A 12,953-nucleotide genomic window follows, 5' to 3' on the forward strand; every position below is an offset into this window, starting at 1 on the left:
ACCTCATGGCAGCTGCGGCTAATAGGCGGCGGCCTGAGCCCCCGCCCACGTACGCAGGTAGGACTCCGAGCCGCGGACGATGTCGTCGATAACGTCTTGGCCGCCGGTGAGACGGAGGTCCTCGAGGTAGTCGGGGATCATCCCGTAGTGGGCGACGCCGTCGGTGTTGTAGTCCCAGATCCGCTGGCCGGTGACCTGCCGGTCGACGACGGAGCCGCCGTCGAAGGTCTGGAACGGGTAGGTGACGCGCGTCTTCGCCGGGCCAGGCGTGCCGCCGAAGCCGTTCATGTCGAAGCCGAAGCCGATGCCGGCACCGTAGCGGTCACGGACGGGTGCGGTGCGGGCGTACTCGGCCAGGAACTGGTCGGTGCTGTGACCGTAGATCGTCGAGAAGCCGCCGAGGGCGTAGAGCCGGTCGAGGTAGCGCTCGTCCATCCAGGAGTGGCTGGCGAGGGCGCCGGGGTAGTCGGTCTCCTCGAGAATGTCGAGGGTGCGGCCGGCGGCCTTGGCGCTCATGTGGTCGACCTCGACCATCATGCCGCGCTTGATCAGCCCGCGAAGGGCGTATTCGCCGAGGGCCGAGAGCCCGTGGGGGTTGCACACCGTGCCCGAGGGATAGATCGGCGGCTGCGGCAGCCAGGCGAGCTCGGCGGGCCGGTCGACCAGGCGCGGATTGTTGTCGTGCGGCTGGCCGGGGTCGCAGGCCTTCGGCGTCCAGAACGTCCCGGTGGTGAGGAACTGACCGGCGTTGATCAGCAGCCCGGTCGTGCCCTTGTCGTAGCGGACCCCGCACAGCGCGTTGTCGAACTTGTGGCACAGGAACATCGACGAGACCCCGAGCGACTTCAGCTCGTCGAGCCCCGCGTCGATGTTGGCGCGGGTGCACGAGGGCAGCCGCAGCTTCTGGGAGCAGCCGAACGGCTCGGAGGTCTCCATGCCGAGCACGACGGCGAGCTTGCCGTCCTCGATCACCTCGCGCGCCTGCTCGGCGTCGGTGACGATCCGGTACCACCCGCGACCCTCGCCGCCGTACTGCGCGTCGATGAACGCTTGGGTGTCGTACGCATCCCTGGCCTGCCTCCGCACCGCGGTCATCTCGTCGCAGGACTGGTGGGTGCCGGGGTTGATCGCGCACAGCGCCTTGTTGCTGGTCAGCTGCACCACCAGGATCCGCTGTCCGGCGCGCCAGGCCCGCTCGACCCAGCGGTAGTACATCTGCTGATGGGTCAGCGAGTCGTAGGCCGGCCAGTCGGCGAACGACGGCCAGCCGGTGGTGTCGTGGAACCCCAGCGGGCTGCCCGAGCGGGTCAGGTTCTCCAGCAGCGCGGTCTCCCCGGCGATCCCGTGGGAGGGGCAGTCCTGGAGCGCGTCTGCGATCCCGGCCGCCGACCAGGCCTTCCCACAGACCGCCGCGCCACCGATCCCGTCCTGCATGAACATGTGGCTGTGGGCGTCGATCAGCCCTTGCACCGTGCCGTCCGGAGCCGTCCCGGTGAACGGCTCGCCGGTCACGTTGACCTCGGACTCCGGCGACGGGAGCCGCCGCTCCACATCGTCACCTGAGGCGGGTGGTCCCACCATCGCGACCGTCACCGCGAGGGCGATCACAGCGAGCAGGGACGTACGTCTGATGCGCATGTGGCCTCCCGGTGACCAGCGGCATATTTACTGCTATGGGTATCGCAACCTAGCAGTTGCTTGGGCCGTTTGGGGCCATATCTCCGCAGGTCGTCCGCTCTGACAGACTGACGAGCATGACCATCGCGATCATCGGTGCAGGCAACATGGGTGGGGCTGTCCTCGCCGGACTTCTCGAGGCCGGCCACGCTCCGGAGAGCGTTATCGTCGTCGAGGCTCGCGAGGAGCAGGCCGCCGCGCTCCGTGAGAAGCACGGGATTCGTACGCTGCCGGCCACCGAGGCTGTCGCCGAGGCCGACGTGGTGGTGCTGGGCGTGAAGCCCTATGGCGTCGTACCGGTGCTGGAGTCGATCGCATCGTCGCTGCGGCAGGGGGCCACGGTGGTGTCGCTGGCCGCTGGTGTTCCGACTTCAGCGATGGAGCCGGCCGTGCCGGACGGCGTCTCGGTCGTGCGGGTCATGCCCAACACGCCTGCCCTGGTCGGCGAAGGCATGTCCGCGGTCGCCGGTGGCGCGAAGGCGACGCCGGAAGCCATCGAGACCGCGGCTGACCTGATGGGTGCCGTCGGCAAGGTCGTCACGGTCCCCGAGTCGCAGATCGACGCCGTCACCGCGATCAGCGGCTCCGGCCCGGCGTACGTCTTCATGGTCGCCGAGGCTTGGATCGAGGCGGGCGTCCACCTGGGCCTGACCAGGGACGACGCGACGACGCTCGTCATCCAGACGCTGTCCGGCTCCGCGGAGCTCCTCAAGAGCGGGACCCACCCCGCGATCCTCCGCGAGCAGGTCACCTCCCCGGGCGGCACGACCGCCGCCGCGCTCGGCGCGCTGGAGCAGAACGGCCTGCGGGCGGCCTTCCTCGAGGCCACCCGCGCCGCCTACGTACGCTCCAAGGAGCTTTCCTGACTACAGCCCGAGGTGTCGGCTGATGATCAGCTTCTGGACCTCGGTGGTGCCGCCGTAGATGGTCTGGATGCGGCTGTCGACGAACGCCTTGGCGATCGGGTACTCCATCATGTAGCCGTAGCCGCCGTGGATCTGGACGCCCTGGTCGACGAACTTCTTCTGCAGCTCGGTGGTCCACCACTTCGCCATGCTGGCCAGGACGGTGTCGGCGGTGCCGGCGTTGAGCTGGGTGACGGCGTCGTTGAGGAAGAGGCGGGCGAGGTAGGCCTCGGTGGCCATCTCGGCGAGCGTGAACGCGGTGTTCTGGAAGCGGCCGATCGGGCGGCCGAAGGCCTCGCGGGTGCGGGCGTAGTCGAGCGAGAGCTCGAGGACCTGCTCGACCGCGGCAACCGCGATCGAGGCGACCGAGATGCGCTCCTGCGGCAGCAGGGTCATCAGCGAGACGAAGCCGGAGCCCTCCTCGCCGAGCAGGTTCTCCTTCGGTACGACCACGTCGGTGAAGGAGAGCTCGGCGGTGTCCTGCGCCTTCATGCCCATCTTGTCGAGGTTGCGGCCGCGCTCGAAGCCCTCCATGCCGCGCTCGACCACGAGCAGGGAGATGCCGTGGGCACCGGCGTCGGGGTTGGTCTTGGCGACCACGATGACCAGGTCGGCGTTGATGCCGTTGGAGATGAACGTCTTCGAGCCGTTGAGGAGGTAGTGGTCACCCTTGTCGACCGCGGTGGTGCGTACGCCCTGGAGGTCCGACCCGGCGCCCGGCTCGGTCATTGCGACGGCGGTGATGATGTCGCCGGAGACGCAGCCCGGCAGCCAGCGAGCCTTCTGCTCCGGGGTGCCGAGGTGGGAGATGTAGGGGACGATGATGTCGGTGTGGACGAAGAAGCCGGGCCCGCTGGCGCCGATCTTCGCCATCTCCTCGTGAAGGACCGAGTTGAACCGGAAGTCCTTGATGCCGGGGCCGCCGTACTCCTCCTCGACGTCGAAGCAGAGCAGCCCGGTGTCGCCGGCCTTCTTCCACAGCTCGCGGGGAACGATGCCGTCCTTCTCCCACTGATCGTGGAAGGGCACGACCTCCTTCTCGAAGAAGGCCTTCGCCGTGGCACGGAAGTCCTCGTGCTCAGCTTCGTAGATGGTGGGCTTCTCGGGCATGACACTCCTTCGTAGACAGTCGTGCTCATCGTGCCTCACGTCTGTGACGCAGACCGCATTGTCGGGGTGGCGACGGAGCAACTGTGACAGTAACACTGGCGAAGTCGCAACCGTTTGGTCTACGGTCCCTGACTATGACGGAGACGACCGAGGAACTGATGACGATCGATGAGCTGTCGACCGCCACGGGCTTGTCGGTGCGTACGACGCGCTACTACGCGAGCCTCGGGCTGATCCCGCCGCCGATCCGCCGCGGGCGGGTGGCCTACTACGGTCCCGAGCACCGCGCTCGACTGGATCTGGTCACCGCGCTCCAGGAGCACGGGTTCACGCTGCAGGCCATCGAGCGCTACCTCGGACGGCTCCCTGCCGACATCACGCGGGAGGATCTCGCGATGCAGCGCGCCATGATCACCTCCTGGGCCACCGAGCCGACCGAGGACATCCAGGCCCGGATCGGGCGTGAGCTGATCGCACTGGGGCTGCCTCGTGACGCGCTGGCGGCGGCGTACGCAGCGACCTCACGCCTCATGGCAAACCTGGCGGACGAACTCAACACCATCCTGCGCGACCAGGTGGTCGATCCGTTCAAGCGGACCCACCACACCGCGGAGGAGGCTGCGCATCTCGAGGAGGTGCTCCCGCGCCTGCGGCAGCTCACCACCGAGGCCATCGTGGTGAGCTTCCAGGACGCGGTGAACCGGACGATCTCCCGCAATCTCTCGTGAACCTTTCGGACCAACCCTGTTGACTGTGACAGTTTTAGTGTCACAATCGGCGCATGGCTGAAGCATTCATCTATGACCACCTGCGCACGCCGCGCGGGAAGGGTAAGAAGACCGGAGCGCTCCACGAGGTCAAGCCGATCGACCTGGTGGTCGGCCTGATCGACGAGGCGCGCAAGCGGAACCCCAACCTCGACCCCGAGCGGATCGACGACGTCGTCCTCGGTGTCGTCACCCCTGTCGGCGAGCAGGGCGGTGACATCGCCAAGACCGCCGCCATCAAGGCCGGGCTCCCCGAGACGACCGCCGGGGTGCAGCTCAACCGCTTCTGCGCCTCCGGGCTCGAGGCCGTGAACCAGGCCGCCTCCCGCGTACGCGGCGGGTTCGAGGACCTCATCCTCGCCGGTGGTGTCGAGTCGATGAGCAAGGCGCCGATGGGCAGCGACGGCGGCGCCTGGGCGCAGGACCCGGACACCGCGCTCAAGACCGGCTTCGTCCCGCAGGGCATCGGCGCCGACCTGATCGCGACCATCGAGGGCTTCAGCCGCGCGGACGTCGACCGCTACGCCGCCCAGTCCCACGCCCGGGCCGCCGCCGCCTGGGAGAACGGCTACTTCAAGGACGCCGTCATCCCGGTCGTCGACCAGACCGGCCTGACCGTGCTCGACCACGACGAGCTGATCCGCCCCGGCACCACCGCCGAGACCCTGGCCGGCCTCAAGCCGTCCTTCCTCCAGCAGGGCCAGGAGGCCGGCTTCGACGACGTCGCGCTGGCCAAGTACCACTGGGTCGAGAAGATCGACCACGTCCACCACGCCGGAAACTCCTCCGGCATCGTCGACGGCTCCGCGCTGATGCTGATCGGCTCCGAGGAGGCCGGCAAGGCCAACGGGCTCACCCCGCGTGCCCGGATCATCTCGGCCGCCGTCTCCGGCGCCGACCCGACGATCATGCTCACCGGCCCCGCCCCGGCCTCGCGCAAGGCGCTGGCCAAGGCAGGTCTCACCGTCGACGACATCGACCTGTTCGAGATCAACGAGGCGTTCGCCGCCGTCGCGATGCGGTTCATGAAGGACATGGGTATCGACGAGTCGGTCACCAACGTCAACGGCGGCGCGATCGCCATGGGTCACCCGCTGGGCGCGACCGGTGCCATCATCCTCGGCACCCTGGTCGACGAGCTCGAGCGTCAGGGCAAGCAGCGCGGTCTCGCCACGCTGTGCGTCGGTGGCGGCATGGGTATCGCCACGATCGTCGAGCTGGTCTGAGAGAGGTTTGCGAAGAGATGACTGAGTCTGCCGTTAAGTACGACCGCGATGCCGACGGCATCGTCACCCTGACCCTGGACGACCCGAATCAGTCGGCCAACACCATGAACGAGCTGTACAAGACCTCGATGGCGGAGGCCGTCGAGAAGCTGTACGCCGAGGCCGACGGTGTGACCGGCGTGGTGATCGCCTCCGCGAAGAAGACCTTCTTCGCCGGTGGTGACCTCAAGAACATGATCCAGGTGCGGCCCGAGAACGGTGCCCAGGTCTTCGAGGAGGTCGAGTCGATCAAGGCGACCCTCCGCAAGCTGGAGACCTTCCCCAAGCCGGTCGTCGCGGCGATCAACGGCGCCGCCCTCGGTGGCGGTCTGGAGATCGCGCTGGCCACCCAGCACCGCATCGCGCTGGACGCCCGCTACGACATCGGCCTGCCCGAGGTCTCCCTCGGTCTGCTTCCGGGCGGCGGTGGCGTCACCCGCGTCGTACGCCTGCTGGGCATCATGACCGGGCTGATGGACGTCCTGGGTCAGGGCACCAAGTTCAAGCCTGCCGCCGCCAAGGAGAAGGGTCTGGTCGACGAGCTCGTCTCCTCCCCCGATGAGCTCGTTCCCGCCGCGAAGGCGTGGATCAAGGCCAACCCCGACGAGATCGCCCAGCCGTGGGACAAGCCCGGCTACAAGATGCCCGGTGGCAAGCCGACCTCGCCGGCGCTCGCGGGCTTCCTGCCCGCGTTCCCGCCGATCCTGCGCAAGCAGCTCAAGCAGTCCGACATGCGTGCGCCGAAGGCGATCCTGTCGGCTGCGGTCGAGGGCGCGATGGTCGACTTCGACACCGCGACCCGGATCGAGTCGCGCTACTTCACCACGCTGGTCACCGGCCAGCAGTCGAAGAACATGATCCAGGCGTTCTTCTTCGACCTCGGCGCCATCGGCGCCGGCACGCTTCGTCCTGACGGCGTCGAGAAGTTCAAGGCGACCAAGGTCGGCGTGCTCGGTGCCGGGATGATGGGTGCGGGCATCGCGTACTCCTTCGCCCGGGCCGGTGCCGAGGTCGTCCTCAAGGACGTCGCCATCGAGTCGGCCGAGAAGGGGAAGGCGTACACCGCCAAGCTCAACGAGAAGGCGGTCTCGCGCGGCAAGCTGACAAGTGCGAAGGCCGACGAGATCCTCAACCGGATCACTGCGACCGTCGCGCCGGAGGACTTCGCCGGCGTGGACGTCGTCGTCGAGGCGGTCTTCGAGGACGTCTCGCTGAAGCAGAAGGTCTTCAGCGAGATCGCCCCGTTCGTCAACGAGGACGCGGTTCTCTGCTCCAACACCTCGACGCTGCCGATCACCGAGCTCGCCAAGGGGATCGACCGCCCGGCCGACTTCATCGGCCTGCACTTCTTCTCACCCGTCGACAAGATGCCGCTGGTCGAGATCATCAAGGGCGCCGAGACGAACGACGTCGCGCTGGCCAAGGCGTACGACGTCGTCCAGCAGATCAAGAAGACCCCGATCGTCGTCAACGACAGCCGCGGCTTCTACACCTCGCGCGTCATCGGCACCCAGATCCAGGAGGGTCTGGAGCTGCTCGCCGAGGGGTTCGCGCCCTACTCGCTCGAGCGTGCCGCGACCCAGGCCGGGTTCCCGGTCGGGCCGCTGCAGATCGCCGACGAGCTCAACCACGAGCTCATGGTCAAGATCGCTCGTACGACCCGCGAGGCTGCCGGCGTCGAGGAGCTGACCGCCACGGAGAAGGTGCTCAACCCGCTCATCGAGGCGGGGCGCTCCGGCAAGCTCAAGGGCGCCGGCTTCTACGACTACACCGACGGCAAGCGCGGCTCGATCTGGGCCGACCTCGGCAGCGTGTTCCCAGTCGCCGAGAAGCAGATCCCGATCAAGGACGCCGAGGAGCGGATGCTCTTCATCGAGGCCCTGGAGACGGCGAAGTGCTTCGAGGAGGGTGTCATCACCTCCGCCGCGCACGCCAACATCGGCTCCATCTTCGGCATCGGCTTCCCGCCGCAGACCGGTGGTGCGGCCCAGTTCATCACCGGCTACGAGGCCGCTGACGGCTCGATCGGCATCGAGGCGTTCCTGGCTCGTGCCGACGAGCTGGCGGAGACGTACGGCGAGCGGTTCCGCCCGACGCAGTACCTCCGTGACCTCGCGGCGAAGGGTGAGGCCTTCCCGGTCTGAACCAGCCAGCCACGGCAATGTGGTGAACCGGCACGGATCCTGTGAAGGAACCGTGCCGGTTCGCTATTTGCGGGGGTGGTCAGGCTTCGCCCGTGCGAGTCTTTGCCTTCGCAGAGGTCGAGGAGGACGTACGTGGCGATGCCGGGCAGCACACGAAGGCGCGAGTTCCGGGTGGGGATCGTGGTCGTCGGGCTCGTCCTGCTGACACTGGTCGGCGGTGCGGTTGCGATGCTCTGGCACTGGCGCAGTGAGTCGGCAGCCGGGACCGCGTCGATGGAGACGACATCGACGTTCCTCGAGCTCTCCGACCGGCCGAAGTCTGTTCCCGGTGTACGCATGGTGTTGGCTGTCGACGAGTCCAGGCGCATTCCTGGCGAGGATTTCGGTGAGGCGGACAGCTGGGAGCACTCCGTCCGCGTCGAGGTGACCCTTGACGGCGACCTGTCCGGGAACGAGGCGGCTGCGGCCGGCCGGGAGGTGCTCCGGTTGCTGGAGCCCGAGACCGCTCGGCTCGTACCGGAGGCCGGCCCCGACCGGACCAGCACATCGTTCGCAATGGGCTCCACGGACGTCCGGGTGGGCGCGAGTGGGCTGGACCCGGTCGATGCCGTGGCCGACGCGCTCGCCGATGCCGTCGCGCTGCGCGAGGCTGGTGCCACATCGGTGTCGGTGAGCGTCGCCGGCGAGCGGGCTGGCAGCCCTGCCAAGGCCGACGTGCAGGCGCCGAAGGACGCGCTGGTCGCGGTCGCCACGGTCGCACGCAGCTCGCAGCGCCCGGTGGACCTGCGGGGCGGCGAGGCCTGGTACCGGTCGAACGAGCTCCCCGATCCGGCCGCAGTCAGGCTGGTGGTGGACGCCTCCGAGCACGCGTCGGTGACCTCCGCTCAGCTGTCGGCTCCCTACGATCCGCTGACCGTCCTGGTCGAGGCCGCTGCAGGCGATGGCGTGATCGATGACGTCAGCCGGTGGCTCACCACCTACGACGGCTATCCCGGGCGGTCCGGGCAGCCGCTGGCGTACACGGTCCAAGGCACGCGCGGTGGCGAGGTCGAAGGATGGGTCGGCGGCACGACCCCACCGCCGACGACGATGCCGCCCTTCGGCGATGCCGAGCCCTGGCCGGCCGACCCGGCGGCGCCGTCGTGCCGGATGCCGGATCTCGAGGTCACCTTCGGCGGACACGATGCCGCTGCGGGTTCGCGGCAGGCGTGGATCGGGGCCCGGAACGTCGGAGGTCAGGCGTGCGCGATCGAAGGCGTGCCCATGGTCGAGTTCCTGAACGAGGTGGGCGCCGCGCAGACCGGTGTGACCACCAAGCCGTACGAGCCGTCGATGGTGCCCGCACGCGTCGTCGTCCCCGCGGGGGAGTCGGTGACGGCCGTGATCGACTGGCAGGCGATGTCCACCGCGAACGATCCTGATGTCACCACCGATCTCCGGGTGACCGCGCTACCGGGCGGCAAACCGGTCACCATCCCGGTCAGCTGGCCGGGCGCGCCGAGCAATCTCGACATCCTCGATGGGGCCGAGGTGCGGATCAGTCCCTGGGCACAGGGCACGTCCGGCTGACGTACCCAGGAGAGGACGAATGGGTGGCAGAGCCCATTCGGAACGGCGTGTTCGCCGAGAAGACTCGGAGCCATGGGGGAGATGGCGACGGTTCTGGTGATCGCGGCGATCGCGGTCGGCCTCGTGGTGGCCTCGTTGCTGCGGCGAGCACGCCGTGGTGAGTGCCTGGTGGTGACCAGGCACCGGCGGATCGTCCGGATCGCCTCCGACGCGATGACGCTGGCGATCCCGGGCTTCCACGAGGTGCTCGAGTGGCCGACCGGACAGCTCGAGATCGCGGTCGTCGTCCGGACCCGGACGGGCGACGGCCAGGACGTACGCGTCCTCGCCACCTTCTTGGTCAACGTCGACCCGCCTCGGGTCGGTGCGGCGTACATCGACCCGCGCGCCGTCCTGCACACGGCGCTGGAGCGCCGGGTCGCCGACGCGGTCCGAGCGCGGCCCGCGGCGCGGCTGACGGATGAGCGGGACGGCCTCGTGGCCGCCATCGAGGGCATCCGGATCGACGGTCTCGCCGCCGGTGTGGTGACCGAGGTGGTCATCGACGAGGTCGACCTGCTGTTGCATCCCGGCCGACCCGACGATGACGGCTGAGCGCCGCCATCGTCGGGTCAGGTCGGGTCAGCGGATCACGGCCGTCGCGGCGGAGAGGCGGGACGCGGTGTAGTAGCCGGTCTTGCGGCCGGTCACCCTGACGCGGATGCGGTCACTGCGGTCGATCGACCGCAGTCGGTACGTCTTGCCGGTGGCTCCCGAGATGGCCTTGCCATTGCGCAGCCACTGGTAGGAGTACGTCACCCCGGCCGGCCTCCACTCCCCGCGGACGGCGGTGAGGAGGTAGCCGACCTTGCGGGTGCCGCCGATCGACGGCGTGACGGATGTCAGGTAGCCGGCCAGGATCTTGCCGGTGCCCGAGCTCGTCCTGACTCCCGGGTTGGCCGCCGGCCACGACGAGGAGTAGGCGGTGACCCGCACCTGGATCGTCCTGGCGTGGTCCGATCCGGTCAGCTTGTACGTCGCGCCGGTGGCGCCGCTGATCGCGGCACCGTTGCGCAACCACTGGTAGCGCACCGTCGTTGCGGTCGGGCTCCAGGAGCCCTTCGACGCGGTCAGGGTGTAGCCGACCCGCTGGGAGCCGCTGATCTTCGGTACGGCCGTGTTCGCGATCGTCTGCGGGTTGCAGGTGTAGAGCTCGAGACCGTCTACGAACCAGCCGATGAACGAGCCTTCCCTGTCGCCACGGACGAGCCACTGGAACTGCACCGTCTTGCCGGCGAAGGCGGAAAGGTCGACGCGGGAGCTCATCCATCCGTTGGAGTCGCCGCCGAAGCCGGTCAGCGGCTTGGTGGGGCTGTTGAGGAGGAGCTTCTGCTTGGGGCCGTTCACCCAGGCCGAGGACGGGATGGCGGTCGCGACACCGTTGACCAGCAGGCGGGCCTCGCCGCCGTCGAAGTACTGCGGTGCCGGGTAGGCGGGATCGCCGCCGGTATACCACTCGAACAGGTACCAGTGACTGAACCGCAGATAGGTCCGCTTGCCCGCCGGCACCTTGATGCCGGCCGTCGTCAGGCCGCTGGCAGTCGGGTCGCCATAGGCCTCGGGGTCGGGGTTCATGCCGAACTCCGAGCCGTTGCCGTCGCGGTCGTTGGCGGGGATGCCCAGCGCGGCGTCCGGCGCCGCGTTCCAGAGCACGCCGCGACTGGTCGACGGGGTGGCCAACGCGGCCTTGCCGACGCTCCCGGCGGGACAGGTGCTCGGCGCCTCCGCGGGGCGGGTCGCACCTGCCTTGGTGGGTGACTTCGCCAGCTCGGTCGCGTCGGTGGCCAGGCGCACCTGCGCGCAGTCGGCCGACGTGAAGCCGGCGGTGCCGGCGGCCGCCAGAGCGTCACAGCCGGTGGCCAGCGTACGGCCGAGATCTGCGTACTGGCTTCCGGAGACGAGGTGCTGGATGGTGTAGAGGTAGAGCGTCGCGGTCTTCTGGAGGCTCGCGTCGTCGCCGTCGATCCCCGAGATGGTGCGGCCGTTGAACGAGCCGCCCTGGGAGATGAGGTACGCGGTCTTGTTGCCGACCCCGCTGTTGGTGTGCACACCGCCGCCGTCGGCGTAGTAGGTCAGGTCGTCCGCGTCCCACAGCGAGCTGGTCATCTTGTCGGGCTGGTCGTACGCCGTCGGGCTGGCGAGGCTGCGGATCGCTCCCAGCGAGGAGTCCTCGCCGATGCGCCAGTCGGTCGGGGAGTCGCCGGCGGTGGCGTAGCGGTGGTCGACGATCTCGCCCATGACGTCGGCCATCGACTCGTTGATGGCGCCCGACTCGTACCAGTAGAAGAGGTTCGAGCTGCGCTCGATCACACCATGGGTCAGCTCGTGGGCGACGATGTCGTCGACCGCGAGGCCCTGGCCGAGGTGGATCTGCTGGCCGTTCCAGAAGGCGTTGTCCATCGGGCACGGCGGCGTGTAGTCCGGAACCGTCGGCTCGCAGTAGCGGGTCGTGGCGGTGATCGCCTTGCCGGTGGCGCCGCTGGACCAGCCGATCGCGTCGGTCAGGTCCAGCCCGAGGGAGGCGTAGAGGTCGGAGGTCGCGCCGAGCATGTCGTACGCCTTGTCGACGTCGGCGATCCCGGCGGGCGCATCGCCCTCGCGCCGCTTGACCGTGAGGCTCGTGTCCGCGCAGCCGTTCTCCGCCGCGCGGACGTTGGCGTTGTCGCAGATCCGGCGGTTGGCGTGGGCGATCTCGTCGACACGCATGAGCACGCGGCCGGTGCCGGCGTGGACCAGGACGGTATCGCGGATCGCCGAGCCGTCGGTCACCGAGAGCCGGCGGACGCTGGTCGTGCCGATCTGCGGGCCCCGGACAAGCTCGTCGTCATAGAGCCAGACGCCCTGGTCATCGACGATGAGACCGCTCGCCGCGCTTCCGTGAGCTTTGGCGACGACCGCCTTGGCCGCCGCGGCCGCCTTGGTGCGGCTGACGCTCGTCTCCTGCGCCGAGGTGGCGTTGGAGAGGCTGGTGGCCGCGGAGGTGAGTCCGCGATCCTCGTCGAGCCCGACGACGACCTCGCCGCCGAGGACCGGCAGGCCGTCGACGTACTGGTCGAACCGGGTCACCGAACCGCCGCCCACGGCCGCGGTCGTGTCCTGCTCGCGAAGGTCGAGGTCGTGGGTGCCGAGGGCCTTGCCGGCCTGGGTGAGGTGGGTCCGGGCGGCCTTGTCGGGCGCGACGGAGGCACCCAACGGCTTCGCCGAGTCGCTCTTCGCACCGATGAAGTCGGCCTCGCCGCCAGTGGTCCGGTGGATGGTCAGGGGGACGCCGGCGCGGTCCTTGTAGGTCGCGATCGGGTCGGGTTCGGCGGCGTACGAGGTCATCGGGATGACGCTCATCCCGCCGAGAGCGAGTGACGCCGCGGCCAGCGCGACGACACGTCCATGACGTGACACTTCTTATTCCTTGGTTCAGGTGGGCTGGTGGACGCCGACCCGAACCGGCGGCGGAAGTCTTCCATGCCGGGGGAGGACCTG

9 protein-coding genes are annotated in these 12,953 nt (G+C 68.9%); 6 read left to right on the plus strand and 3 right to left on the minus strand.

Annotation, left to right across the window (positions count from 1 at the left end; translation table 11 throughout):
- Positions 1 to 18 precede the first annotated feature (18 nt).
- Complete coding sequence (locus OG801_RS16105) at positions 19 to 1,638, minus strand: Coagulation factor 5/8 type domain-containing protein (RefSeq protein WP_406029733.1); 1,620 nt, start codon at positions 1,636 to 1,638, stop codon at positions 19 to 21.
- A 116-nt stretch (positions 1,639 to 1,754) separates the two neighbouring features.
- Between OG801_RS16105 and proC the strand changes: the two genes are divergently transcribed.
- Positions 1,755 to 2,543, plus strand: coding sequence for a pyrroline-5-carboxylate reductase (gene proC / locus OG801_RS16110; RefSeq protein ID WP_406029735.1), 789 nt, complete (start codon positions 1,755 to 1,757; stop codon positions 2,541 to 2,543).
- Here the strand turns inward: proC and OG801_RS16115 are convergent, their stop codons facing one another.
- A complete protein-coding gene (locus OG801_RS16115) occupies positions 2,544 to 3,692 on the minus strand; it encodes an acyl-CoA dehydrogenase family protein (protein WP_406024960.1) in 1,149 nt (382 codons plus the stop codon).
- Positions 3,693 to 3,826: 134 nt separating this feature from the next.
- Here OG801_RS16115 and OG801_RS16120 point away from each other — a divergent pair, with 134 nt between their 5' ends.
- The 5 genes from OG801_RS16120 (at position 3,827) to OG801_RS16140 (ending at position 10,031) form a co-directional block, all read left to right on the plus strand.
- Positions 3,827 to 4,420: a MerR family transcriptional regulator gene (locus tag OG801_RS16120; protein WP_406029737.1), complete on the plus strand. Its 594-nt coding sequence runs from the start codon at positions 3,827 to 3,829 to the stop codon at positions 4,418 to 4,420.
- 53 nt (positions 4,421 to 4,473) lie between these two features.
- The gene (locus tag OG801_RS16125) at positions 4,474 to 5,685 is read left to right on the plus strand and encodes an acetyl-CoA C-acetyltransferase (RefSeq protein WP_406029739.1); all 1,212 of its coding nucleotides are present in this window, start codon (positions 4,474 to 4,476) and stop codon (positions 5,683 to 5,685) included.
- A 17-nt stretch (positions 5,686 to 5,702) separates the two neighbouring features.
- Positions 5,703 to 7,868, plus strand: coding sequence for a 3-hydroxyacyl-CoA dehydrogenase NAD-binding domain-containing protein (locus OG801_RS16130; RefSeq protein ID WP_406029741.1), 2,166 nt, complete (start codon positions 5,703 to 5,705; stop codon positions 7,866 to 7,868).
- Positions 7,869 to 8,006: 138 nt separating this feature from the next.
- Entirely contained in the window at positions 8,007 to 9,437 is a 1,431-nt protein-coding gene (locus tag OG801_RS16135) for a DUF4232 domain-containing protein (RefSeq protein WP_406036281.1), read from the plus strand.
- Between the two features lie 72 nt (positions 9,438 to 9,509).
- Complete coding sequence (locus tag OG801_RS16140) at positions 9,510 to 10,031, plus strand: SPFH domain-containing protein (protein ID WP_406029743.1); 522 nt, start codon at positions 9,510 to 9,512, stop codon at positions 10,029 to 10,031.
- A gap of 27 nt (positions 10,032 to 10,058) precedes the next feature.
- Here the strand turns inward: OG801_RS16140 and OG801_RS16145 are convergent, their stop codons facing one another.
- Positions 10,059 to 12,872 (minus strand): M4 family metallopeptidase, encoded by a 2,814-nt coding sequence (locus OG801_RS16145; protein ID WP_406029745.1) that lies wholly within the window; start codon positions 12,870 to 12,872, stop codon positions 10,059 to 10,061.
- Positions 12,873 to 12,953: the final 81 nt, after the last annotated feature.

The organism is Nocardioides sp. NBC_00163 (assembly GCF_045206295.1).
Lineage (GTDB): Bacteria > Actinomycetota > Actinomycetes > Propionibacteriales > Nocardioidaceae > Nocardioides.